Below are 24,659 nucleotides of genomic sequence, written 5' to 3'. Positions count from 1 at the left end.
CCTTATTTTTTGCTCTTATATTCTTCGTAGTATTTTTGCATGATCTCTAGATTCTGGGTGATGCCGGCCTTCTGGGCCTCCTTCACGTACGCGTCCCATTCTGCCTCGATGCCGCCCTTGGTCACCCACTTGGCGAAGGTGGACTCGGCCAGGTTCATAATGTTCGTGTTGTTCAGGCTCATCGTGTTGTTGTCCATGGTCGAGTATTTGATAAACAAGCCGGGAAAAACATCCTTATCCAGATCCACCTTCAGCGCTTCCTCCAAAGGCTCGGATTGGCCGAGCACCTCCTGCATGTCTTTGCCGAGGGTCAGCTGCAGATCGTCCGGGATATAAAAAGCCCCGTGATCGGCCATCGTGGATGTCCATTTCCAGGTGCCGGGGTCCATCTCCGGATTGGCCGGAGGCAGCACGCTGTAAGTCCCGTCTCCATGATCCTCAATATTCGGACCGATCGAACCGAACAGCACCTGCATGCCGACTTTTGGATCGTATAGCTCGTTGATAAAGCGCATCGCTGCTTCTTTATGCTTCGTCTTCGCCGACATGACGACGTGATTCGTGCCGTAGTTCAAGGAATAGTGGTCATAGCTCCAGGACAGATCTCCCGTATAATCCGCAGAGACCTTCAGCGGAGGCATGGAGGCGTACTGCGGGGCAAGCTGCTCCCCGAACCGGTCGGACGCTACCCAGCCCCAGGTAAAGCCGACCTTGGCCGTATCCCCTTCGCCGCGGGCAATCGATTGATATTTGGTATAGTCGTGCGTAAACACTTCAGGATTGATCAGTCCCGCCTTGTACAGCTTATTGAGGAAAGCCACCATGGTCTTGTAGCGTTCGTCGATGAGGAAATTCTTGATCTGTCCATCCTCGACAAAATAGCCCTGACTGCTGCCCTCCGACAGCGTGATGCCCATGCTGCCTAGAAGCACCGCCGGATTGAAGTACCCGCCGATCCCGCCCGGCCAATCCATCGGAATTTCGTCCTTCGGATCGCCATTGCCGTTGGCGTCCTTCTCTTTAAAAGCGACGAGGACGTCATACAGCTCATCCCAGGTCGTCGGCTTTTGCAGCCCTAGCTCATCCAGCCATTTCTGGTTGATGAACTGCCTGCTGGCAGATGCCGGCCAGAACCGCTGGTATTTGGGAAGGCCGTAGATTTTGCCATCCGGCTGCGTGGCGATGAGCTTCGTCTCTGGCTTCTCGTTGAACATCCTCTGCACGTTCGGAGCCTGGTCGAGCAGGCCGGACAAATCCTGGAACAGCCCCTGGAACTGGGCAAAATCCGCATCCGTGATGACATTCGGCCCGATGAACAGGTCCGGGATGTCGCCGCTCGCCAGCATCGTGCCTTTCTTTTGCCCATAGTCGGTGGTAATCTCCTGCCACTCAATTTCGACTCCGGCGGCATCCTCGACCGCCTGCAGCCACTCCATTTCCGCCAGTGGCTTGGTGAGCGGATGCTTGGTCATAATGGCCGTCAGCTTCACCTTCTCCCCGGACGCATTCCCGGGCGTTGTCCCCGCGGATTTGCTATCTCCCCCTGAACCGCACCCCGACAGCAGCATGGCTGTGATCAAGACGAGTGATGTGAGAACGCTTACCTTTTTCCGCATATCCATACCTCCACACATTTGATATGGGCCCGATCGATACAGACCGCTGCCACAGCTTTGCCTGGACTGAATCGCAGGCACCTTAGACAGTAATGGGAGATGCCAAGCCGCGTAAACGGGCAGTTTTTGTGCGGGTCTTCATTTTTTGAAAGCGCTTCATGTAGAGTGTGGCTAGACTGTGGTTCCCGGCCGTTCCGGGAGCGTCTTCAAATATTGTAGATGTTCAAAAAGTGCCTCTTGCGATGGTGTATGCAGGTAGATTCATTACCGGCCATACAGCGGCAGTTGGTGGAGAACTGCATCGTGCGCACTGCTCCCTCTGCGGACCATGCAGATCCGGGCATGCTTGGATGGTTGTCGACCATCCGCAGCTTGCCATGACAGCTTCGGATCGAACCGAGCTTAGCTTCTGTGGGTGGTGCGGTATTGGCCGGGCGTGGTGCCGACGATTTTTTTGAAGGAGCGGATGAAGCTGGACGTGTTCGTGAACCCGACCTGGGCGGCGATGCCCTCCAGCGTCTCCTCGCTCTCCCGCAGCAATTGAATCGACCTCTGGATCCTGAGACGATCGATGTATTCCTTGAAGTTCTGGCCCATCTCCTTCTTGAAATGATGGCTGAAATTCGAAACCGACATGCCAAAATGATCGGCCATCAGCTGCAGCGAGCAACTCGGGTCCATCCCCTTGTCTTCGATCATCGCAAGAATCTCCTCGCGGGAAGCCGTGCGTCCCTTCGGCAGCGTCTCGCGAATCATCTCGCACAGCTTGGCGCCGCTCTCCTGCAGAATCCCCGTCATCTGTTCCAGTGTGTAGCGGGGCTGGAACGCCGCATCTGTCAGGCGCAGCAGGCTCTGGTCATCATGGCGGAAGCGCTGCAGCCCGTTAAAAATCACACTAGCCGTGTTCAAATACACGCTCCGCAGCATATGCGGCGGCAGTCCTTCGCTGCTCAAATAGCAGACGATCCGCTCAATCAACGAATCCACTAGAGTCGCCTCGTTCTTCAAAATCGCCAGCTCCAGCGACTGCAGCAGCTCCGCGAAATAAGAAACCGTACCGGACGGCGACGTCTCAATCTCAGCAAAGCTTAGAATCGGGCTCGACTGGCGCAGCCGCAGCTGCTCGACCGTACGGAGCGCCTGTAAGTAGGAGACATGAGCCGAGTTGGGGTCAATGATGTACGTACAAGTTCGTTCAGGTTGATCCTGTCCCGCAGTCCTCAGAGCTCCTTCTGGTTGCCCATGTCCCGCTGTCCTTACAGCCTCCCCTGGCTCGCCGATGCCGATGATCGTCTTCCAGCCTGCTCGCACCTGGAGCTCCTCTTGCAGCCGGACTAAATACGCTTGAACGGAGAAGTCCTCTCCATGGGAGCAGACGAATACGATCTCGTGATGGTAATTGCTTTTGAAAAAATAACCCTGAACGCCCTCAGGCAGCTGGCTCTCCCGGTTTTTGCAGTAGAGCAGCACGAGATTCGTCTCCTCTGTCTCGGAATCACAGGAGATGACCGCCACCGTCAGGCGGGCTCCGTCCAGACTTACCCCAACCTTCTCCGCTTCCTGCTGCAGTTGCTCCCCGCTCAGGAAATGCCCGTTGACCAGCTCCAGCAGCATATTGTCCCGCATGATCGGCAGCGTCTCCTTCACCTCTTCATCCAGTCGGCTGTTGACCGCGGATAAGCCGCTTAACGTATAGCGGATCGCCTCGATCTCATTCATCGGCCCACGCTCCTCAGGCTCGAACAAGCCTGCGGCAAACTCGACCAGACGCTTGATCGGGTGATAATTTTTGCGGATCGAGACGTAAATGACAATCACTTCAAGCAGCAAAATGCATCCGACAAGCAGAATCGTGTTCAGTTGAATCGTGCGCAGCCCCTGGAGCGATTCCGACACCGGGAGCAGGCTGACATACTTCCAGCCGTTCTTATCCGAGACCGTATAAGATACGAGATAGGACACACCGTTGATCCGGTGAATGCCGGAGGATGAGCCCTGGGTCGAGCCAGAGGCCGTACCAGTGGACGTACTAGCGAACGTACCAGAGAATGAATCGCTATCTTTTTCTAGACGGCTTACCAGCTGCGGTAAATCCTCCGAGCTCTGAATCAACTCCTCGTTGGAGGCAACGAGCGGCTGTCCCTGCGCATCAAAAATAAAGAAGTCCCCCTTATACGCTTCCGAGACCGACCGCATCATGCGGAGGATCGTATCCTCCCGGACCATGATCATCACCACACCAGGCGAACTCGTGCCGCCCACCGGAAGCGGCTGCAGGAAGGTCAACATCCGTACCCGGTTATGACCGGGGAGCAATACTCCCTCTACGGGCCGAACCATGAGGGAATCCAGCGTGTCCAGCGTCTCGGTCAGATCATTATGAGGCCAGCCCTCATAATAAAAGCCAACCCCCGGCTTCCCCATATCCTCCACACTGTATGCGCTTCCAGTTTTGGAGAACAAATAACCAGTGCTTCTTACATACAGCAGGGTGTTGTAGATAAAAGCATCGGTCGCGTTGTATTTTTTCATCTCATTCGCAATCAGCACGCGCTGATAATCACTCTCCTCAGCTTGATACAGCCGAAACTCCCGATTCTGCACCAGCTCAAACGGCAGATTGTACACATACCGCGTGAACGTATCCATCGACGTCATGAACTGCTCCGTAATGTGGGCGTTCCAGTCCATCTCCTTCACCTTGACTACCTTCGCCGAATACGGATAATAATAGAGTAGAATAATCATGACCGGAAATAACAGCACCAGCAAATAGGAAATCAGCAGCTTGGTCAGTAAATTCACCTTAGTTTTACCCATGCTGGCTCACCCCCTTTTTCTTTTTTCCACTTCAAAACTATCCAAAAGCCCCCAATGAGGTTCTTAACGATTTTATCAGGATCAGGCCTAATCATTTAGAAACGAAGAGAGGACAACACTAACATGGAGAACGTATCCAATTCAGTTCGAATGGAATCCATTAAATCCTTCCAATCGACAATCAGCAAATGCGAAAATGCCTTGGCTCAGATGACACAAAAAGGTGCAAATACCACCTTAATCGCGAAACGACTCAAAGCTCTTTACATTGGCTTAGCTCTGCTAGAATATGTATGGAATCAAAAACCCCATCATTACACCCAGGAAGATCTAGCAGAAGCTCGCCATGTGCTTACTGGTTTATTCCCATCCATTGAGAACAGTTATGCCAAGTCAAAGGCAGGTAGTCCGCAAAAAACACTTTTAGAAAGAAGAATGAAATCATTGGAACTGGCTGTTCAAGCGATTGATGATCTTTCTAATGGATAACTCATTTTCCTACTCGCTTCTAGTTTTGGAGAAAAGATTAGCCCCCGTACAAATTAATGATAAGTCTTTTAGTAATTCTGAATTATCTTGTAAGGTATTATTTCGTTTAATAATTAAGCTATAATTATCAATTGTTTCAACATGATAAAGAAGATAATCATATTCAACAAATTCTTGATTAGCACTAAATATATAAGAAATAAATAAATTTTCCAAATTGATTGCTTTAGACAATTCATTTTCATTTGAGATTTTAATCCATATCATTTCTACATTGTTTGCAATATTATCTTCGTTAAATACTTTACCTACTGTTGCTTTAACTATTCGATTTTCGACAAACTCTTTTGCATCAAAATCAAACATATTGCTGTTTTTACACTTACCCGAGCAAAGAAATTCATAAAAATTAGTTGTAATACCAAATACTAAAGTTTTATTTTTGTTCAAAAATAGCTTCATCACTTCAATTAATTGTTCAAAATGATTATCTTCATTGAACTCCGAAATTATAATATCTAGATTATTTTCATGAATTTGCATAACCCTTTCATCCCCCCATTGAAAATTACCTTGGATACCCTTTATCTACCTCTTCAATTTAAGAAATCATCGGCCATAGTGCAGGTCCAAATAAGCCGCTATCTTTTCCCAGACTGCTTACCAGCTGCGGTAAATCCCCCGAGCTCTGAAGTAGCGCCTCATTGGAGGCAACGAGCGGCTGTTCCTGCGCATAAAAAATAGAAATCCCCCTTATACGCCTCAAAGACCAACCGCATCATACGGAGAATCGTATCGTCCAACCATGATCATCACCACGCCAGGCGAACTTGTGCCCCACCGGAAGCGGCTTTAGAAAAGTCAGCATCCGTACCCGGTTATGTCCGGGGATCAGTGCCCCTCTACGGGCCGAACCATAAGAGAATCCAGTGTGTTCAGCGTCTCGGTCAGATCGCTATGGGGCCAGCTCTTATAATAAAAGCCAACCCCCGGTTTTCCCATATCTTCCACACTGTATGAGCTTCCAGTTTTGGAGAACAAATAACCGGTACTTCTTACATACAGCAGGGTGTTGTAGTAAAAAAATATAAGAACAAATTGAAATTTACAACCATTTTTTGAATTGTCGCTGGGGACAGTGATGGATGTAGGCAGCAAAGAGGCAGAGATCATAGGTGTGAAGCGACCGCTATGTGGCCCGTCACCTGCAGTCCTCGTTAGGTAGTAAATGTGGCTTAAGTCAACCATGCTGCTGATTGACTATATTATAAATGTAGACGTAGAGAGGAGTTAGAGAACATCGGAGGAATTTGGGGGGACTTAAGGGTGAAGAGTATTCGTGAGGGGGAACTTTGGTTAGCATGGGCTGGGCTGGGTTGGGTTGGGCTGCTGCTTACTCATCATCTTGGTTAGCGATATTACCCACCCCATGATCGAGGTGGATTTCAATAATCATCACCGCTCCTAACTTGAAGCCGTAGGTGAACGCCGCCGTCATCTCCATGCTCTGAATTTGCTGCTGTAAGTCTAGCAACGCCTCAAGCTCGGCAAACTCATCACTGGACAGCTTTTTCTTCCAGGCTTCTATTTTCTCAGACAGTTCCCTGCCCTTCTTGCGATATAAGGGAATTTTGGGAACCAATTGTTCTTCAGGGATGAGATGACCGTAGTATAGGGATTCGAGAAGGGATTGCATGGGGGTGACCTCCTTTTAGGATGGGTTCATTAGACAATCATGAATCATAGCATAAAAAACCGCTTTCGATACGCATCCACGTACCACTAATGAAATTATTATACATTACGCTTATGCGTATAGTCAAGTTGGGAATGATTTCATTAGAGGTGATATAAATGAAGAAGGTTGTCGTAAAAATCGGGGATCTCACCAAAAAACATAAAATTTCCTTACGGGAACTATCAAGGCTATCTGATGTTAGACACGCTGCACTAAGCGAGCTTTCCAACGGTAAACGAGAAAGCATTAGTTTTAGTCATATTGAAAGAATCGCGGAGGCGCTAAATATTAGCGATATTCGGGAGATTATTGAGTTGGTGGAGGAGGAAGAGGAAACCATACTAGAACAAAAAAGTTAGACAATTGTATTTCATTAGGCATCTTTTAGACACAGTCCTGTACCCAAAATTCCGCCTCAGCATTTAAGTAATTCAATTACAAATATAACGAGTAGAAGGATAGTCCCTCCATTTTTAAATTTTTAGCAGATCAATTGTAATATATTGAGCAAACGGTTGCTAATGATTTTTATTTTCTATTGTCACTTTCTTATAACTGTATTTTGGTACTTGCAATCCCCCCCCCAAAGCCAATTGTCCTATGCCCACACGAAACCGAAACTAGTTTGCTCTTTATACTTGATTCACAGCAAAACCTCAGATGTGAATCGTATAACTGAATTATCACATTTCATTAGATCGTTGATCACGATGCATTTCCGTTAATATATAAATTCAAGACGCATATATCCATTCGAACAAAAACAGAAAGCTTTTAGTTACTCTTTTTTTAATGTGGCCTTCAAGGTGATTTTTTTCCAATACTATGATTAATTTTTGGCTACAGCTTCTAATTGATCCGAAAGAGCATCTCGCCTTTGTTCATAATCAGTAGCTGCCACTAACCTCCGTAGGGCATCTTCCTTTTCATCCTGTACCCTTTTATACCATGAAAGGATATACAATCCAAATTTAATACCTTTCTAATAGACAAGAATAAAATCAGCTAGAACCCAACATCTAGGTATATTTACTCAATTGGTATATAATAACAATATGGCTTTCTAACTAAAACTGAAGGAGGCTACCATACTAATGATATTAAAAAGCCTTGACAGCTTACGTAGCATAAATGACATTCACGAATGGCTGAATAGATGTGCTTTCATTTTTAAGACTCTCGACCACAATGAGCAAATTACTGTTGACCTGAGCAATTTACAATGGGTCTCTCCTTTGGGAAACGCCACGTTAATTTGCACTCTACATAAACTTAATTCTCGTTATGGTTTAAAAATTAATATCCCTGAAAATGGTAGGGATGAAAAAGTCATCGGTTATATGGAACGCATGGACTTTTTCAAAATTTGCCCTCCATTAGTTAAATCAGCATTCGATGAGAAAAGAGATATGGCATCTTTTTACCAAAGAAATAGATACGATCAAACTAACGGATTATTTGAATTGCGTGAAGCCAAAGAATACGGTGAGATTGGTTCTCTACAATCTTCTGTTAGAGAAATTATGAAGAACAAACTCCAACCTAATCGAATTTCAGATATCGCTAGAATTGTTGGTGAACTAGCTGGTAACTCAATTGAACATGGAGGCACAGCATGTTTTCCATGTGTTCAGTATTATCCTCATCTTAAAAAAGTTGAAATAGCTATTTGTGATTATGGAAAAGGTATTGTGAAAAGTTTGCGGGGATTTGTACCGCATTCTAATTTACATGAAGTTGTTGAAAAAGCGATCCTTACAGACGCATCAAGTGTAAGAGAAGAGGATAGAGGACGAGGATTAATAGATGTTAAAAATAGGACTTTCGGGTGGTCAGAAGTTGCAGAATTCTATGTACGCACACACAATAGCGCCTACAGGGTATTTCCGAATAAAGTGTCTCTTTTAAAGGAGGGGGATTACTTTTTCGGAACCCATTATTACATTGTTATCAATGTAGCATAATTTACTTGACACAAATAATAAGTATACGCTAAACTAGTTTCAGGTTTTCAAATTTGAATTTGAAAACAAACCTAAACTAGAAATGGTGAATTTTATGCGTCTTATCACTTTGCTACGAGAGGAAACAGATTTTATTGACTTGGTTGGCAGAAGACCTACAATTCCATTAAAAGAGTATGTGATAGAGCAGTTTGCCGAGGCACCTGGTGGCACAGTTTTTTACTTCGACTTGTCTGAAGTACGTGAAGTTAATGGCTCAGGTATTCATGAAGTGATTATCAAGCCTATGGAGTGGCTTAACGAAAATTACAAAACCCATAATAAATTTTTAGTAATCAAAAACCTAAGTGAGGATTTTGATCACTACTATAATATTCTTCTTACTTGTAATGAAGAAAAAATAGCTGTGATTGCTGAATCAAATGGAAAACACTTAGTGATAGGTGCAAAAGTTGGCGATGCTCTGCGAGAAGTACTAGATATTGTTTATGAACGAAAATTAGTTTCGGCACGAGAAATCTCTGAGGCATTGGATAAAAAACACACCTTGATCTCTACGCATTTAGTAAAGTTATATGAAATGCGTCTAGTTAACCGTCAAGAAGATTTTCTTCTAGAGGGTGGTAGACAGTTTGCTTACAGTAGTTTATTTTAATTTAGGAGGTAGCCCCTCCTTTTTACTCAGCAGGTTTCAATTAAGTAATTGAAACCTAAAGCAACGGATGGTTTCAATTAAGTAATTGAAACCATCCAGAAGGGAGTCTTCTGCATGCCTTAAAAATCTTTAAAGCACCTGTAACCATGTAAATTAAGTTATATATTTCAAAAATCTTCCTATGTAACCTCTATAGTTATTAGGTTCTCTCGTTTTAAGATAATATTATCGACACAATATTTCTTTTCATTAAGAACTAATATTGTTCCTACAGAGATTATTCTCTGCTGATTAAGCAAGTCATCAAGAGTAACACTACCTAAAAAAGATTTATTATTGAAAATGTCAACATTCTGCACAATATTCTCTCCTTCTAAATTAAAACTTTGTTGAGGTGTTAATAATGGAATCAAATAAAATATTGGAAAATATTATCTATTTTAAACAATTCATTACTAAATCAGGTGTAAGAGAAAAACTCAGTTATATGAAGATCTTTCCCGAATTTGAAGCATTTTATACGCAAATCAAGTTAGAAAGTGAAGATGATCGTCCAGCATGGATAACTACTTGTTTAACTTTGGCAAAAGGATTTGAAGAAAACCTATTATCTATGCTAGATATCGATGAAATTCTCTTTCGACTAATTGAAGACAGTCTTTTTAACTCTTTTCTTTATAAGATTGATTCCCATGAGATCTCATTAAATGATATCGCATCGGTGCCAGCCATCCTAAAGGCTTGGGGAGCGCCAAATGAAAATAAACTGCTTAATAATGTCCTAACACAAGAAAGCTCTATGAAGTATCGAATCTGTGGTTTCAGGACCTCCCCACTTACAGATTCGAAATTAACACACCTACGTTTGCTCTTACTAGACGAAGGTTATGTAAAGCATCAGCCTAAAAATCAAGACGTTTCCTTAGTTGTCTATCCTACGTTAATTGAATTTGATTTTGAGAAAAATTTAGCACACATCCGCATTAAAGATATCGAAAATATTGCTAGTGAAATTGAAGAAGTTAGGACTGTAAAAGGGCGGGTTTCAAACGCATTGGATTTTATTTCAAAGCTTTCTCCAGCTATTAAGTTGTCTGAATTCACAAATTTTAGAGAATCTCTATTTCTAATTGAAGAAGCCCTATTAGTAGATAAAAGGGATCAAGCTGAACAATTAGTTAAACAGTTTAACACTAATATTCAAAGTTTTGCCGATCTAGTTATTGATACCTTTAATCCTCCCACATCGAACGAATTGCTGTCACCTTTTGAATATATCTCATCTGCAGTGTTATCTATTGTATCAACAACCATTGAAAATAGTGAACTAGGTGATATAGTCGGAATACGATTTAGAAATCATAGAGAAGATAGTGACTATAAGTATGCCGAAATTCATATAGTGGATCGGGATTTCAAATGCATCTCTTCTAACGAGCTTTATTGGATAAATTTACCCATTCTTAAATCAGAGCGAAAAGTCGAACATTTAAAAATTGGAAAGTCATTTGAAAGTGGGTTTGCAGTCTTTACACTAGACTTTTCACTAGATACAGCTAACATCAGGTTATTAAAAAGAAGCTCTCACCCTGATGAGGAAATACAGAGACAGCCTTCTGATCAAAAATATCTTGATGTGATTCAATTCATATATCCATTTATGAAAATAAAAAATTAACACTAGGGGAGCGCTTAATTAATTATGGCAAACTATGCTGTTGATAAAGTTACTGGACTGAAATATAACGTCGATGAGTGGATGATACACTGTGAAAATCGTTCGATTGGCGAGTGTCCTATTTGCGATGAAGATGTTTTCATTAAAGCAGATAAGTCACCTAAACGCAGCACTCACTTTTCTCACTATCCTCACTCTAGCTGTCCTACAATAAAAGAAAATAGAAAGCCATTTATTGATTTACCTCCCTCGGATATTGATGAGAAAAATGCAATCCGACTGAAAAAAGAATTTACAGAAAATTTATATGGGATATACTTGAAATGCAACTCTTTGGCAGATGGAATAAAATTCAGTGTTTTTAGAGAACTCATTCTATCCTTTACTCAGAAAAATATATGGAATTATAAAGGACTCACTCTAAAATATATCCCCTATATTTTGTTAGCTTGTCGCGAAAAATTTCCTACGAATGAATCGTCATTTAGGAAAGAGAACGTTTACTTTATTTTTGAACCTAACATGAGATATGGGGATGATTTATGGAATAAACCACAGAAAATCAAACAAAAAATGTGGAAAGTTTTTCTGAGTAACGGTGACTTTGAAGAGTTTAATATATCGGATGAGTGGATAGTCGAACCTTATTGGTTTGAAAATACAAGAAGTAAAATCCAAGACATCATAAAATGAAGTTCTTGAACTATATAGGAGAGCTGGGGCTAAAAAAGCTGAGTTTTCCACACTCAGCTCTCCCAATTGTTACAAACAATCAGCCCCATATTGTCTTTATCTGCCCTTAAACGCTCGGCAATGAGCCCTGTTGTGGTATATCCATAGTAATAAAAGTGAAGCTTATTCTGCACCATAACAAAGATTTCCTTAAGAAGGCAAGCACTTGGTTCATAATCAATAAATGTTGAAAACAAAAATCTTTAATTTTGCGATAAAATTAATCTCCGATGCCAATGTTTCAAAAATGTACCTCTGCGCGAACAACGCTAGTTCACTTCTTTACGACGTAGCACTTTGTATTCTGTATCCTCTTTTAATTTTTAATATCTTTTGCTTGTTTTCTTTCTTCCGGCATACGTAAAAGTAAATCTTCTAGTTGCTGGATGAGCCCTTCCCTAATGCTATTTTTGTTTTGAAAAATATCATTAACTATATTATCCTTGGTTCTTTTATATAACGTAAAAATTGCAATCACTATCAGAGAGAGGAGCATGCTTCCTAGAAATAACTCCAGCACCTCATATGGTTGCATCCGTTCCTTATCTTTGTAAATATAAAATAGGAATTGAGTTAGATTAGGAGTCAACACGGCTAGGAATAGACTAGGTGCAATTAATGGAGGTAATTTGGACTTCTCTCTATCATTTTTATATAACTCAATTAATTTTTCTATTTTCCATCTCGTTTTTAAATCTTTATTATGGAGAAAGTCGGCGAGTTTATTCGATTGGAGCTCCTTAAATTTCTCTGTTCTCCAAGTTCCCTTCCCGATACTTATTTTATATCTCTTTCTAATGACTTTTTTGGCAGCGTTGGAAAAGCTAAAACCTGAATATAAAAATGCAGCGATTGAGGCTATAGACGAAATAAATAACCATAACCCACTACCTTCTTTAAATACAAAAATATAAATACAGGTTAGAATTATTGCAGGGCATAGTATCGCCATAGTATTGAGAAAATAATAATGTTTCTTGATATGTTTATGAACCAATGCTTGAGCCCTTACTTTGTTTTGGTAATGTTTAAAAACTAGATCTTTCATCCGGATCTCAACTTTCCTAGAATTTTAAACTACCTATTCAACCCGCCCTTACTCCTCCACCCGAATCCCCACCACAGACGCTGCTAAATCGACATCTGTATGATCCAGCTCTACTTTGACCTTGCCGACTCTTCGGACTTCGCGCCATTTTCTCAGATCCTCATCATTCTCTAGCTTCAATTCCGCAATTTCATTGGCACGATCAAACATGTATTTGCTCGTATACAGACAGGTATAGATGCCCTGTCCACCTAAGGCAATGGGCTTGTCCCGTCGTTCCCAGCGTTCAATCGTAAATTTAACATATAGCTCCTCTTCTGTGCCTGGCCGGGCAGGCCGCTCTGTAATCTCTCCTCTTCGAACGACTTTCCAATCCTGAATCCGGCCGAACCAATGGATGCCCGTATTTCCTGGCTCCTGAAACTTCCTACGGGACTGGCACATGGCGATATATTCTATTTGGGTGAGGAGCTTGTGATCGACGATATTTTTAAGCGGCATATGATAGAATCGACGTGACAGAGCTACATCCAGTTGGGAGGGCTCTCTCAATGAACCAACAAGGACATTCTTCCCCTCAAGTTTATTGGAATAGTATTCTTTCGTCCCACGTGGACGGGTAGATCTCTCATAAGCCTTCTCTGGACTATCCATGATGATTTCGTCCAGGAACTTCTCCATCAGGCTTGTGGCATTAGGTAGAAATGGGAAGGCTCCCACGTTGACGAGCTCAATACTTTTATAGAATTTATGATCGCGAAACTGCTCTTCATTGTCATAGGGGAATAGAACATAGGCCCCAAACATGCTACGTTCCAATTCTTGTTGTCCATCCCCATATACAATGGCATCCCGATACCTGTGCATCGTATTAATATCTGATTCCTCAGGTCCAGGATTGGTGTACATCCTCCGGTACGGAGTACCCTCATAAGCTGGATTTAAGCGATACTTCGCATCAAAAATATATTTATATTCAATCGATGAATCGCTTTTTTTCAAGGTCAGAACATTATCCGGCATCTGACCCACCGTAGGGGTCTGCTCTCCCCTTGGTAGTGAATTATAATAAAGCGTGAATACTTCACCATTCTGGGGATTCCGATACATGATTTTGGACTTCTGAGTTTTGTCGAGCTTCACAAAAATCCCTGAACGATTCACCTTGACGATGTCTTGTTTGATGAGTTCATATTTACGACTTAATAAATCGTGAATTTTCAGGAAACACCAGTACTCATACAACTGGGCTAAGTCCTTTAACGACAAACGAATGAGATCTCCTTGCACCGAGAGGCCCTTCATCAGCATGAGATAACAACGGTATACCTCTCTGTATCCAGGTGCCATCTGTAGAACAAGGGATACTGACATATGCGTCATCTCGCCGACTGCCAGAAAGTCGTATCGTAGCAGCCTTTGTAGCTGAGATTCCATTAGATCTACACTTCTTAATAGATGAGGGTCGGAAGTACGCTCTACGGACTTTAACCGAACACGAAGAGCTTGCAATTTCTTTGAAATCCGTATTAAAACCCACCGAACAAAGCGATTCTCCCCTGTATCGAAGTCCATGTACTTTTTTGATTCCAATACATGAGTAGGATACATTTTTTGACCATTAATCTGAACAATTCCGTTCTTGTTATCCCTAACAAACAGCTCCGGATGTCTAGAGAGGTAAGCTAAATTACCTTTCCCAGCCTGTCTTGCCTTACCAGAGGTTACTTTCTGATTCACGATATTCGTCTTAATGTGAGGCGCATTCTTGATGCGCTCCACGGCCTGAACCAGATGCTGAAACATATGTCTTAAGATTGCAAAAAACTCTGTCATACTTTGCTGGGTGGTATCTTTTAGCCCTGTCAAATGATAGGTTTTCCGCAAAAAATCAAAGGACAGATTATAAATTTGTTGATTCACATCGCTCAGTATCGTTTCATAGTCCTTTTTATAATCCATCTTCGTCGGAAAAATTTCTAACTGTAATTGCATGAGCGCTTGTCCATGTAAACGAAGCTCTAATTCCGTAAATCCAACCTCATTCTGGAAGTTCAAAATACCAGATAATATATTTTTCCCGAGTGGCTTTACCGCCTCTCTTAAATACCTATTCTCATGATAAAACTGAATAGCCACATCTTGCTTTTTCTCCACTACAATTTCATAAGCCTGCGTCTCGAAGAAAAGAGGGGCGCAGGCTTGGCCCTCTTCCCATGCTTGCAAACCGTTCTCCTCTGGCGAGAAGACCGATATGGAGCTAATCTCTAGATTGGAGGAGAATTTCTCTATACGACAGTGGGCATTTACCAGGGCACCCTCCTCATCCCGGTGTAGCTGTAATGCCTCTACCGTGGGGTGAAACGGCTTGCCCTGAATATATAAGTTAAATAGATTGGTCTCGATCCGTAGTAACTCTACCGTCCCATTACGATAACCAGTATGAAGTGAATCCATCCTCTTCTAACCTCCGTAACATGAACACAATCTTGCGGGCACTTTGCGGATATTTGATCTGCGACTGTGCATTGAGAAACTCCGCCTCATTATATACTGGGGATAAGTCCTCCATTAGTTCGTTGATGGCAAGAGGTCGATCTAAACACACCTTCAACAATTCCAAAAGAACTCGTCGAACTGCTGAGCTACTCCCTTGGATTCGAGGTAATATTTTCTGAAGTAATTGAAGGTCGAACGCCTCATCAGCCGACATTAAGTTGTCACGGCGATTGTATATCATATAGAAGCTTACGGAGTCACGAACTCGAAACCCTACATGGGCGTGTATCCCTTCTAAAATTTCATTCAATTGAGCTAGACGTTGTGTCGTTTCAGAAATGAGTTCCCTGTTCTCTTCCATTGCGTCGACAAGCTGAAGGAAATCACTTCTTAAAAAGGAATTCGGAGCAACGGCTTCTGTTATCGTCTCTCCCACCACTTCATCTGGAAGCTGCAATAAATTGATATAGTTAAATTCAATGGTATTGGCTCGGTCGAGAACTTTTTTACTAAAAGGATGGGTGGTCTCATCCATATTGACCGTACCTATGAAATACACGTTATCAGGAAGCGATAGGTCCCCGTACTTCTGATGATCCTCCTCCGAAGATAGAGAAGCAGCTGAAATTAATGGAGCCGTCGCAATTTCACCATCTCGCCATTCCTGGGTTTCCAATACACTGAGAAGATCGCTAAAATAATGCTCTACCCTGGCTAAATTCATTTCATCTAAGCAAATAAAGTAGGGTTTCGAGCGGTTTTGCGGCTTAGATGCTTCATATAGCACTTCCGTTAATCGCCCAGGACGAAAGGTTCCTGATAAGTCCTTATATCCTAATAAGTCTGAAGGATCGCTCCAATCAGGTCTAACTGGGATAAGCGCGAACTGTCCATTCTGCACGGTTGCCCCCATCGCTTCAGCAAACAGCTTAACCAATTTTGTCTTTCCCGTGCCTGATATCCCAGCTAGTATGACAAACGGCTTTGTTTTGATAGAAAGATAAAAATTCTCTATTAATCCATCTGGATACGAGAATCCTCTATTCTGAATAAATGAACGTATCTGTGACAGCCGTTCTGTTACGGACAGTGTCTCCACTTCTTCTGACTCCTCATCCTCGATTTGGTCATCTACCTCTTCATGCGCCGTCTGCAATTGACTTTGTACATATATCTGATAATCCCCCATCATCCGCCTTAAGTCAGCTACAAGCTGTTCGTTTTCTGGAAGGTTATTGCTATCATATCGGACGTAGGCAACGGTAGATACCTGGTAATCACGTCCTAGCCCGCTTGTGGTTAACTCAATTCGGTCGTCCTTTGTAAAGCCAACCAAAGGCAACTGTTTTCTTATTTGGTCGACTTTATTTTCAAGGTATGTGTAACCTGCCCTTCTCCCATGATCACGAATAGGTTTAGTCACACCTTGATTAAAGGTTAAATAGACAGAACTCATATCTTCTGCAAAAAGATAAACTAAATACTCGCCATATTGAGTTGATCCCGTAAGACGTGTATCCATCAATGCAATCCAGGGAACGGTAGCCCAATTTCCTTGACCTACAGAACCTTGAACCCGAATATGATCTGAGATAAACGGGTATTGCCTTATTCCTTCGGGAATCGTTCTGCGAAAAGCTGTCCCCAGAGGATGATTCGCAAACGGTTCCTGCTTAGCCGTTCTATATGTAAGTAATATCTGGCTCAGGTGCTCCTTTAAAGAGAAAGAGTTAGACTGAAGCTCCGTATAATAGGACTCTAATTCCCGGTTCGCATATCTTTCGAGTTCAGTCAGAACTTCCTCCCCTCCGTCCCATATCGCATAGGTGAATGTTAGCTCATTCCTGTCGTTTTTAGCTAGAATACTTCTAAGAGCCTCGACCGGGGTATCTAATATCGCCTTCACTTGCGTAGCACTCACCTCTGACCAACGAGAAGCCATACTATTCGGTGGAATATCCACGATTAGATTATTAACTTCCCGATCTCTGCAGTAGCTTAAAAACCGTTCCGCAATGGAATCTAACGATATAAACCTTTGCTGGGTTTCGCGCCAAATGCCAATCATAGAGAGCACGAGTACCATCTTGTAAGATTTTTGCTTCACACGAAAAATAGATGCTAATTCAGTCGGTAATGACATTTCCGTTCCTCCAGGTGAAAGTTGAGTTTAATAAATATATCTTGAAATATAGCGTTTATGCATCTTGTTATACATATTATAGTCCAAACATGATGTGAGGGAGAGCACCTTTGATTAACTGTTCACTAAGCGTTGATCGTCTCTTTCCTTTAAACCTCAACCCACCATTTTCAATTCGAGCAATGGGCCCCTTCTTAATGAACCTACTAGTCCCCACTGTCCCATCCAAGCTCAATCCGTCCTTGATAAATACTAGAAAGCCCCAAACTCACCTTCTCACAAACAGCCGAAGAACATTCAACACCATAGAAAACACCCCACCACCCAATGCAAATAGCAAAGTTAAACGAAAGCCGGCCATGGGATTCGATGTAGGATTGATCAATAAAAACAGTCCACCCATAATGAATCCTCCGAGACAATACAGCAACAGATGGGCGAATTTCCCATACTTCTTGATTCTTAAATCGATAAATATAGATATAGGAACTGCAATAAATAAATATATGGCCAACAAAATGACAAACCCGGTCAAAAACTTACTTGTAAAGGTGTAAGATAAGACATTGTCCTCATTCGTATGGCTAATCATAGTGAATACAAGAGATAGAATGAATGCAGAAATGATGGATGATATCATCCTAGTCAAAAGACATTCCTCCTTATGCAGAGTTATTATGACAAACGCCTGCGAATATCAGCGATATTACAGGCGTTTGATTTAATTCTTGGGTATTTATAGAAGATTATAACCTAAAAATTAGAATATTGTGCGGAATCAGTTTTACATATATCGGAAACTCCTCGCGCCTCTAAAGCGTCTTAATCAATAAACCAGGAAAAGAGGTTAGTTTATTGAAAAGAAAAAACCTAATTATTACTGCTGTTTTTGTGGCTGGCGTTTTGAGTGGATGTGGTAACACAACTAATACAGCCCCCAATAGCTCATCTACCCCCATTACAAAAGAACGAACTAACTCAGTACAAGAAAATGCGGAGAATTCCGCTATTGATTTTACTCCCGGAGTTTTCATTGATTGGGACTCGGTCAATGAGCCATTAATGAATGAACAAATCAAGACGGTTTTAAAAGAAACCTTGGAAGCCTTAGTCAATAAAGACAGAGAAAAATTTAAAAATCAATTTATAGATGCTGTGACATTAGAGGATAGTATGTATGTATTTGATACGATAGCTACCTTCGATCAAATAGATAGCTTAGAAGAAGATCGGAGTGGACGCATATCCGTAGGAGTTCTTGGAACAGCCTTGCAAGATAACAATATTATAAAATACGCGAAGTTTTTCTATTTCAATAAGGATGACCAGGGAAATTGGAAGCTAGTAGCAATCGACTAGTTGATTAATCCGCTATTAAATTACGAATCCCAAATAAAAATCCCCCTAAACATAATGTTCAGGGGGATAACGCTTTAGGGATGATCCAAGGAACTTTATTATTGTTTTAGGAAATCAATTTCTATTTCATTTCTTTGTGGTTCACGTTTAAACAGATATTCACCATTGCGAATGGATGCAAGTACTTCTGCACGCTCACGAATAGCTTCATATGCATCTTTTGCATCTAAGACGATAAAGTTTGCTGGTTTTCCTGCTTCAATGCCATACTCATCGTTAACTCTCATGATGTTTGCGCCGTTGATTGTAATCAGGTCGAACGCCTTGTTGATTTCATCAATATGTGTATAGTGTGCTAAATGAATTCCATTGTCTAAAATGTTCATCATATTTCCATTCCCTAAGGGATACCAGTAATCTGCTATCGAATCTTGAGCAAAGGCGACATTATTGCCGTTATTTAATAGCTCTTTTACTCGTGTTAGGCCACGACGTTTGGGATAAGTATCGCCACGTCCTTGTAAATGCGCGTTTTCTGTAGGGCAAGAAATAAAGTTAATTTGTGACTCTTTAAATAAACCTAACATTTTATTTGCATAGCTGTTCTCTACTGAACCAAAGCTGCAGGTATGGCTTGCTGTTGTGTATATACCATAGCCCTTTTCCATGACAAGCGCATTTAACACTTCTAAAAACCGACTATTGGGGTCATCGTTCTCATCACAGTGAATGTCAATCATGACGTTATATTTTATGGCCATGTCTACGATAAGTTTCAATGACTCAACACCATGTTCATAGGAAATTTCAAAATGAGGGATGCCACCAGCTACGTCAGCACCCATTTTCAGCGCCTCTTCCATTAACTGTTCTGCACCTTTGTATCTAAAAAATCCCTCTTGAGGGAAGGCTACAAGCTGTAGTGTAACGATATCCTTCAATTCTTCCCGCAGCTTAATTAGAGCCTTCATCCCGGTTAGATTAGGATCAGTAATATCTACATGTGTGCGAATAAATTGAACCCCTTTACTCAATTCTTTCTGAATTCCTTTAATCGCACGCTCGCGCACTAATTCTTCCGTCAATGATTTTTTATTATCACTCCAACGCTGAATCCCTTCAAACAACGTACCTGAAACATTGGCATTCCCCTCGCCTAGCCCTGAAAAGATATAATCTAAATGTAAATGAGGGTCAACATAAGGTGGCAGCACCAGACGGCCTTGTAAATCAATCACTTCATCTGCGTTGTCTAAATGATTACCGATGGCTTTAAATTGACCGTTCTCCACTAATAATTCATGAGATTCTGGATCTCCGTAGATATTGGCATTAATAAATTTTTTCATATCTATCACTCCTATCCATCATTGTAATGAATACATTTTTACATTGCAAAGTTAGCCATATACCAATGACAACATGTATTATTATTCCCCACAGCCACAGAATTACCCCTAAAGCCTCCAACGCACCACCTAACCAAATTCCCATAATCCTTATCCATCCGATAGTTCCACCCGTCGCGAAGAAGATGGAGGAGTTCATGATAGAACTAGTCCAATAACAGCAAAAAAAGCCGCTCTAAGAGCGGCTTGAAGCCCTACTTGATCTGCTAGCTAACTACAAACTTCTCATTTAGGTGAACGTACGCTAGCTTCGGGTATAGAGCTCATCTCAATCCCTTTCCCCTCAACTTGTGCCTTTGGCTATTAGGACTGCACACGGCCATGATAGTGTTTGAATCTTTTTTTCACTTGCCATATATTCCATAAATCCATTCTAACAAAACTTTCCAAACCCTTTATGCGTCTAATACAGTAGAAATGAAAAATTTTCACGGAGGTAACGTACCATGAAGAACTGGCTTCGTCACGCCGTCCTTGCGGCGGTAGCTTTTGTTGTACTTTTTGCTAACCTTCCACCGGCCTATGCGGCCTCTGCACCTGCCACCAAGCTCATTGTAGAAGGAAAAACAATCACCGAGCGCCTGCCCGTCATCACGGATCGCGGACGGACTCTGGTCCCGCTGCGTATTATTAGCGAAGCGCTGGACGCCCAGGTCCAATGGAATTCCAAAACATCCACGGTCACCGTACAGAAATGGGGAGAACGCCTAAGCTTGAAGCCCGGTGCCAAAAAGGCCACTTTGCAGGGGATAAGACCCGGCGATATAGCTCTAGACCTGGATGCGCCAGCCAAATTAAAAAATGGAACCGTTTATGTTCCGATGCGCCTGATTGCACATACCTTTGGATATGAGGTGGAATGGACTCAAGGGGTGATTAAAATTCACTCGCCGCTTAGTGAGGAGACTAAGGAGATCTTGTATCGTGGTTCTCTCGAAGAGGCGAGAGCGAAGATTCGGTGGCTCACTCAGTCCCTTCACTACATAAACCCCCCGCTGGAGACCAAGTTTGTAGATGAAAACTACGATACTTCGTTTATTTTTCCGGAAGGCGAGGTGTTGGGCTTTTACTACACTTACGGAGATACGATATCCTGGGTCGAACTGCAGGATAACTTTCTAGTATGTACTTGGCAAGCTAACTTTGAGTATCCCTCTACTGGTCACGCGGAGACCCTCAAGGGAACGAGCATTACAAACTCCATAGGCAATGCGCCTAAAATTAACAAAAATATGCTGTTCTATTCGTATGGTATTTTTGGCGACAGCAGTCGTGCCGAATACGGGATGATCGATACAAATTACCAATACACGAGGCTTGCTTACGAACGTATTGTTGGCGGGACAATCTCCAATTCGGAAGGAGTCATGGCATTTACGCTGCCGGGCGAAGTACGAACAGATTATCGATAAGAGGCATGCCTGATGTGTTCTTTAGCATGGCCCTGTAAGCACATTATAGGGCCATGTTCAATTGCTGTGGTTCGAACCGCGAACTTTTTTCTATCTAAGCAGGTTTCGTTGGGTTTAAACAGAATAGTCCACTCTAGTCTGCCGGCAAGCTTTCCACCGCTGTAAAAAATACATCCAGCAGTTCTACTTCAAAATTAGTTTGGACATACTCCGAGATTTGCTCCAGTTCTTCGGCATTCCGATACTCCAGGCATGGACGCCCTTCGCTCCACAGAACTCTGCATTGAAATATGTCTGTGACACGCTCAATAATGTAATCTTGCTCTACAGCTCCACGACGGATGGCCATGTCTGATGCTCCCTTGCTAATTAATCTAAGTTGTATAGCAATATATTAATATTATATTTGTTTTCGTAGAAAGGGTATTACATGGAACACATTTAGTACAACCCGCCGTGGCAAAAAATAAAGCTAAGCGGAGGCCTGCTTAAATTCCTTGATTTCATGCTTCATTAGTTGATGTACAGTGAATAAGTTACTTAAATAAATTTCCGATTATTTCCAAATCAGATTCATTTGTTATTTGATAGGAGGAAGTTCTGCTTGGATTAGACTCTTCACCATGTTCAAATACACTCATATATTTTTTATCATAAAGAGTAATTCCCATCTTCTGCTGCTCTTGAGTTTTCAATGTTATCCAATAGGACTCGTTAAATTTAATATTGGATAATCCCTCCTTTTTTAATTTGATTGGAGCAAGGGCTGCCATAACCTTTTCAATCTCGCTCGGATCGACGACAGTTAGTTCCTTTTCATCTTTGCCTGATCTAATGATTTCAATCGAGGTTATTTCGGATCCATTCAAATGATTCGTTACTGCTTCATTAAAGGTCATATTTCTTGTTGAATTATATTGATATACAGAGACAACAGCAGCTACCAGTATTAATACGATAATAATTATAACCATATTACGCTTTGCCACATCATCATCACCTTTCAGCAACATTTTACCATGAAAAGGCGAGATAGGTGGATAATGGGTAAGGGGCATACTACATATATTCTTCTTCAATACGGTCCTGTAAGTACTTACTCTTCCCTCTTCACTCCTTACAGGACCCTTTTAAATCGCTGTGATTTGATAAACTTCGAACTACTGCTAAAAGTAGGATGTTATGCTAAAAGAAAGCAGCTTCAGCTGATTAGCAGCTCCAAGGGCATCCGAACGATCTCCGCATAACGCCTCGCGTCCTGCAGAAGTTCTGCATCCGTCGCCTTCGTTGTATTGTACGTCACGAATGGCGGTAGAAATTCGGCTTCGCACCGGGTCAACGTTCTCTCGATCGGCCGCAGAAGCTCACTAAGGGTGTAACGGTTAAAACCTCCTGAGCGATACTCTTTGTCCGACCCTCCAGTCGTCGTCGCCACCATAAACGCTTTGCCCTTCAGCTTATCCCCACCTGTTCCGTAGGCCCAGCCATACTCTAGTACATCATCGAACCATTTTTTTAACAGCGGCGGACTGCTGTACCAGTACAAAGGGAATTGAAGAATGATTCTGTCATGCTCCAATAACAGCTTCTGTTCCTGCTCCACATCGATTTTCCAGTCCGGATACGCCCCATACAGATCATGAAGCAGCACTCCTGATCGTTGTAACTCCTGACATAGCGCCCGGTTTGCACGAGAAGCCTTCAAATCGGGATGTGCTAAAATAGCTATGATTTTCATCATCATATCTCCTTCCAACAATGGTGCATCGCGATGCAATCCCATTATTGGGGAGAATGCTCCGGCCTGTAAAGTACGCATTATTTTCGTACTATGTACGTCTAATCGTACAATTGTCGTGCATTTAGTCACCCATCTAGTCGTAGTAGCAAAGTCTTTAAGAATAGAACTCTGCGAGTATCTCTACCACCCTCGTATGTCTACCTACTCTTAAAAACGGATGTTCCCGAGATTTTATTCTCCGCAGCTACACCAAGGTGCTTTTTAAGCGCTAAATAGGTTGAGAAACGTTCAATATCCCCAATAGCGCCGATAAATGTACAGGCCATAGATTCCTCATGATAGGGAAGGACATAAGTATTATTGTATAAGGATGAGGTTTTTAGAGAAGACCTGAGATGATTCGCTGTAAGCCTTGATTTTACACATCAAAAGGAATTAATTCTGTTAGGTCACAGCCACGCACCCTAATTAGAGCGTCTCAACCAACTTCTGAATCTTTGAGTGGGAAATTAAATATACAGGACCCATTATTTCTATTTTGCCATCCTTTACACGTATAGCGCTCTCCTGTTCTGCCGCATAAACATCAATCTCTTCAGACAAGGGGAACAGGTAGCCTTGAACAAACGTGGTGTAGTCGCGTTTAGCATGAGATTCATAGGCAAAATGATCCATGCCAATACCATCATAAATAGTACTTGTTTCAACTTCAGAGCCAGTGTTTATCAAGCTTAACCATTTTGCAGCCATGTTTATCGCACCGGCGCTGGCCCCCATTATAACGGCATTACTGTTCTTAATAACATCCGATAATTCATATTCCGCCAAAAAATCGTTCTGCAAAACAGGATCTCCACCGCATAAAAAAATGACAGAAGCGTTTTGAAGTAATCGCTGGGCATCTTCCTTCTGCATGCGGTAATCAATGAAATGATATTCATTAAAAATAATGTTAGCCTGATTCAACCATGTCCATTCAGAAATATCATCAATGTTAACTTGCTCATCTTTATAAGCAGACGGTTGAGCGCTAATCATAACAAGCGATTTTCTGTCTGTTATATCCTCATGCAACAATTTGACCAGCTTCTCTGAAAAAAAATCATTAAACCAACTGAAATAGTAGTGAATTTTCAAACTTAATTACCTCCATATGTACTATTTACATTCATCCATTCTTTACGATAAAACATAGTTTACACGCTAGAAAGATGAACGGTTCTTCAGCCATTTCGTTTACACACCCTTGTACACTTTTCATAAATCCAACTCTATATTACCATAACATGGAATTGGGGTATGAGAAATATGTCTCCATGTTAACCTGCCCGCTAGTTCAATAAAAAGAACGCTCCA

General features: G+C 42.2%; 22 protein-coding genes and 1 pseudogene. 8 read left to right on the top strand and 15 right to left on the bottom strand.

Annotation, left to right across the window (positions count from 1 at the left end; all coding sequences use genetic code 11):
- Positions 1-2: 2 nt before the first annotated feature.
- Complete coding sequence (locus tag G358_RS0119530; protein ID WP_019638940.1) at positions 3-1,616, bottom strand: ABC transporter substrate-binding protein; 1,614 nt, start codon at positions 1,614-1,616, stop codon at positions 3-5.
- Between the two features lie 402 nt (positions 1,617-2,018).
- Positions 2,019-4,436: an AraC family transcriptional regulator gene (locus tag G358_RS0119525; RefSeq protein ID WP_019638939.1), complete on the bottom strand. Its 2,418-nt coding sequence runs from the start codon at positions 4,434-4,436 to the stop codon at positions 2,019-2,021.
- A 123-nt stretch (positions 4,437-4,559) separates the two neighbouring features.
- On the opposite strand from G358_RS0119525, the gene G358_RS0119520 reads away from it, so the two are divergent.
- Positions 4,560-4,925 carry a hypothetical protein gene (locus G358_RS0119520; protein ID WP_019638938.1) on the top strand — a complete coding sequence of 122 codons (366 nt, stop codon included), beginning with the start codon at positions 4,560-4,562 and terminating at the stop codon, positions 4,923-4,925.
- 9 nt (positions 4,926-4,934) lie between these two features.
- Here G358_RS0119520 and G358_RS0119515 read toward each other — a convergent pair whose 3' ends face one another.
- Together G358_RS0119515 and G358_RS0119510 are read right to left on the bottom strand one after the other, a co-directional pair.
- Positions 4,935-5,468 carry a hypothetical protein gene (locus tag G358_RS0119515; RefSeq protein WP_019638937.1) on the bottom strand — a complete coding sequence of 178 codons (534 nt, stop codon included), beginning with the start codon at positions 5,466-5,468 and terminating at the stop codon, positions 4,935-4,937.
- 850 nt (positions 5,469-6,318) lie between these two features.
- On the bottom strand, positions 6,319-6,621 hold the full coding sequence (locus G358_RS0119510; RefSeq protein WP_019638936.1) for a DUF6809 family protein: 303 nt from the start codon (positions 6,619-6,621) through the stop codon (positions 6,319-6,321).
- Positions 6,622-6,779: 158 nt separating this feature from the next.
- Between G358_RS0119510 and G358_RS0119505 the strand changes: the two genes are divergently transcribed.
- The 5 genes from G358_RS0119505 to G358_RS30510 all read left to right on the top strand — a co-directional run bounded on the left by G358_RS0119505 (position 6,780) and on the right by G358_RS30510 (position 11,653).
- The gene (locus tag G358_RS0119505; RefSeq protein WP_019638935.1) at positions 6,780-7,022 is read left to right on the top strand and encodes a helix-turn-helix domain-containing protein; all 243 of its coding nucleotides are present in this window, start codon (positions 6,780-6,782) and stop codon (positions 7,020-7,022) included.
- Positions 7,023-7,757: 735 nt separating this feature from the next.
- A complete protein-coding gene (locus G358_RS0119500; RefSeq protein WP_019638934.1) occupies positions 7,758-8,627 on the top strand; it encodes an ATP-binding protein in 870 nt (289 codons plus the stop codon).
- Between the two features lie 94 nt (positions 8,628-8,721).
- A complete protein-coding gene (locus tag G358_RS0119495) occupies positions 8,722-9,282 on the top strand; it encodes an ArsR family transcriptional regulator (RefSeq protein WP_019638933.1) in 561 nt (186 codons plus the stop codon).
- Positions 9,283-9,685: 403 nt separating this feature from the next.
- Complete coding sequence (locus G358_RS0119485) at positions 9,686-10,960, top strand: hypothetical protein (protein ID WP_019638931.1); 1,275 nt, start codon at positions 9,686-9,688, stop codon at positions 10,958-10,960.
- Between the two features lie 24 nt (positions 10,961-10,984).
- Positions 10,985-11,653, top strand: a complete 669-nt coding sequence (locus G358_RS30510; protein WP_019638930.1) for a competence protein CoiA family protein — start codon at positions 10,985-10,987, stop codon at positions 11,651-11,653.
- 53 nt (positions 11,654-11,706) lie between these two features.
- Here the strand turns inward: G358_RS30510 and rhuM are convergent, their stop codons facing one another.
- The 5 genes from rhuM to G358_RS0119455 form a co-directional block, all read right to left on the bottom strand.
- Positions 11,707-11,889 (bottom strand): RhuM family protein, encoded by a 183-nt coding sequence (gene rhuM / locus G358_RS34595; RefSeq protein WP_084662854.1) that lies wholly within the window; start codon positions 11,887-11,889, stop codon positions 11,707-11,709.
- A 119-nt stretch (positions 11,890-12,008) separates the two neighbouring features.
- Complete coding sequence (locus G358_RS0119470) at positions 12,009-12,740, bottom strand: hypothetical protein (RefSeq protein ID WP_019638928.1); 732 nt, start codon at positions 12,738-12,740, stop codon at positions 12,009-12,011.
- Positions 12,741-12,788: 48 nt separating this feature from the next.
- On the bottom strand, positions 12,789-15,197 hold the full coding sequence (locus G358_RS0119465; RefSeq protein WP_019638927.1) for a restriction endonuclease-like protein: 2,409 nt from the start codon (positions 15,195-15,197) through the stop codon (positions 12,789-12,791).
- Positions 15,169-17,382: an MrcB family domain-containing protein gene (locus G358_RS0119460; RefSeq protein ID WP_019638926.1), complete on the bottom strand. Its 2,214-nt coding sequence runs from the start codon at positions 17,380-17,382 to the stop codon at positions 15,169-15,171. Before G358_RS0119460 ends, G358_RS0119465 begins: the two co-directional genes overlap by 29 nt.
- Before the next feature lie 268 nt (positions 17,383-17,650).
- Positions 17,651-18,031 carry a hypothetical protein gene (locus G358_RS0119455; protein WP_019638925.1) on the bottom strand — a complete coding sequence of 127 codons (381 nt, stop codon included), beginning with the start codon at positions 18,029-18,031 and terminating at the stop codon, positions 17,651-17,653.
- 206 nt (positions 18,032-18,237) lie between these two features.
- Between G358_RS0119455 and G358_RS0119450 the strand changes: the two genes are divergently transcribed.
- Positions 18,238-18,741 (top strand): hypothetical protein, encoded by a 504-nt coding sequence (locus tag G358_RS0119450; RefSeq protein WP_019638924.1) that lies wholly within the window; start codon positions 18,238-18,240, stop codon positions 18,739-18,741.
- 98 nt (positions 18,742-18,839) lie between these two features.
- Here the strand turns inward: G358_RS0119450 and G358_RS0119445 are convergent, their stop codons facing one another.
- Entirely contained in the window at positions 18,840-20,090 is a 1,251-nt protein-coding gene (locus G358_RS0119445; RefSeq protein WP_019638923.1) for an amidohydrolase family protein, read from the bottom strand.
- Positions 20,091-20,596: 506 nt separating this feature from the next.
- Here G358_RS0119445 and G358_RS31835 point away from each other — a divergent pair.
- Positions 20,597-21,562, top strand: a complete 966-nt coding sequence (locus G358_RS31835) for a copper amine oxidase N-terminal domain-containing protein (protein WP_019638922.1) — start codon at positions 20,597-20,599, stop codon at positions 21,560-21,562.
- Positions 21,563-21,695: 133 nt separating this feature from the next.
- Here the strand turns inward: G358_RS31835 and G358_RS0119430 are convergent, their stop codons facing one another.
- The 5 genes and pseudogenes from G358_RS0119430 to G358_RS0119415 all read right to left on the bottom strand — a co-directional run bounded on the left by G358_RS0119430 (position 21,696) and on the right by G358_RS0119415 (position 24,440).
- Positions 21,696-21,911, bottom strand: a complete 216-nt coding sequence (locus tag G358_RS0119430; RefSeq protein WP_019638921.1) for a hypothetical protein — start codon at positions 21,909-21,911, stop codon at positions 21,696-21,698.
- A 187-nt stretch (positions 21,912-22,098) separates the two neighbouring features.
- Entirely contained in the window at positions 22,099-22,620 is a 522-nt protein-coding gene (locus G358_RS0119425; RefSeq protein ID WP_019638920.1) for a hypothetical protein, read from the bottom strand.
- A gap of 143 nt (positions 22,621-22,763) precedes the next feature.
- Entirely contained in the window at positions 22,764-23,300 is a 537-nt protein-coding gene (locus G358_RS0119420; RefSeq protein ID WP_019638919.1) for an NAD(P)H-dependent oxidoreductase, read from the bottom strand.
- A 203-nt stretch (positions 23,301-23,503) separates the two neighbouring features.
- Positions 23,504-23,682, bottom strand: a pseudogene (locus G358_RS32505) (transposase); the annotation flags it as partial.
- Positions 23,683-23,771: 89 nt separating this feature from the next.
- Positions 23,772-24,440 (bottom strand): Type 1 glutamine amidotransferase-like domain-containing protein, encoded by a 669-nt coding sequence (locus tag G358_RS0119415; RefSeq protein ID WP_019638918.1) that lies wholly within the window; start codon positions 24,438-24,440, stop codon positions 23,772-23,774.
- Positions 24,441-24,659: the final 219 nt, after the last annotated feature.

Source organism: Paenibacillus fonticola DSM 21315 (genome assembly GCF_000381905.1).
Taxonomy (GTDB): Bacteria; Bacillota; Bacilli; order Paenibacillales; family Paenibacillaceae; genus Fontibacillus; species Fontibacillus fonticola.
This window is presented reverse-complemented; position numbering and strand designations above follow the sequence as displayed.

What these genes read in the sequence shown, in the direction of transcription:
- G358_RS0119530 (WP_019638940.1), bottom strand. Translation starts at nt 1,616, where the DNA reads ATGCGGAAAAAGGTAAGCGTTCTCACATCACTCGTCTTGATCACAGCC.
- G358_RS0119525 (WP_019638939.1), bottom strand. Translation starts at nt 4,436, where the DNA reads ATGGGTAAAACTAAGGTGAATTTACTGACCAAGCTGCTGATTTCCTAT.
- G358_RS0119520 (WP_019638938.1), top strand. Translation starts at nt 4,560, where the DNA reads ATGGAGAACGTATCCAATTCAGTTCGAATGGAATCCATTAAATCCTTC.
- G358_RS0119515 (WP_019638937.1), bottom strand. Translation starts at nt 5,468, where the DNA reads ATGCAAATTCATGAAAATAATCTAGATATTATAATTTCGGAGTTCAAT.
- G358_RS0119510 (WP_019638936.1), bottom strand. Translation starts at nt 6,621, where the DNA reads ATGCAATCCCTTCTCGAATCCCTATACTACGGTCATCTCATCCCTGAA.
- G358_RS0119505 (WP_019638935.1), top strand. Translation starts at nt 6,780, where the DNA reads ATGAAGAAGGTTGTCGTAAAAATCGGGGATCTCACCAAAAAACATAAA.
- G358_RS0119500 (WP_019638934.1), top strand. Translation starts at nt 7,758, where the DNA reads ATGATATTAAAAAGCCTTGACAGCTTACGTAGCATAAATGACATTCAC.
- G358_RS0119495 (WP_019638933.1), top strand. Translation starts at nt 8,722, where the DNA reads ATGCGTCTTATCACTTTGCTACGAGAGGAAACAGATTTTATTGACTTG.
- G358_RS0119485 (WP_019638931.1), top strand. Translation starts at nt 9,686, where the DNA reads ATGGAATCAAATAAAATATTGGAAAATATTATCTATTTTAAACAATTC.
- G358_RS30510 (WP_019638930.1), top strand. Translation starts at nt 10,985, where the DNA reads ATGGCAAACTATGCTGTTGATAAAGTTACTGGACTGAAATATAACGTC.
- G358_RS0119470 (WP_019638928.1), bottom strand. Translation starts at nt 12,740, where the DNA reads ATGAAAGATCTAGTTTTTAAACATTACCAAAACAAAGTAAGGGCTCAA.
- G358_RS0119465 (WP_019638927.1), bottom strand. Translation starts at nt 15,197, where the DNA reads ATGGATTCACTTCATACTGGTTATCGTAATGGGACGGTAGAGTTACTA.
- G358_RS0119460 (WP_019638926.1), bottom strand. Translation starts at nt 17,382, where the DNA reads ATGTCATTACCGACTGAATTAGCATCTATTTTTCGTGTGAAGCAAAAA.
- G358_RS0119445 (WP_019638923.1), bottom strand. Translation starts at nt 20,090, where the DNA reads ATGAAAAAATTTATTAATGCCAATATCTACGGAGATCCAGAATCTCAT.
- G358_RS31835 (WP_019638922.1), top strand. Translation starts at nt 20,597, where the DNA reads ATGAAGAACTGGCTTCGTCACGCCGTCCTTGCGGCGGTAGCTTTTGTT.
- G358_RS0119430 (WP_019638921.1), bottom strand. Translation starts at nt 21,911, where the DNA reads ATGGCCATCCGTCGTGGAGCTGTAGAGCAAGATTACATTATTGAGCGT.
- G358_RS0119425 (WP_019638920.1), bottom strand. Translation starts at nt 22,620, where the DNA reads ATGCCCCTTACCCATTATCCACCTATCTCGCCTTTTCATGGTAAAATG.
- G358_RS0119420 (WP_019638919.1), bottom strand. Translation starts at nt 23,300, where the DNA reads ATGAAAATCATAGCTATTTTAGCACATCCCGATTTGAAGGCTTCTCGT.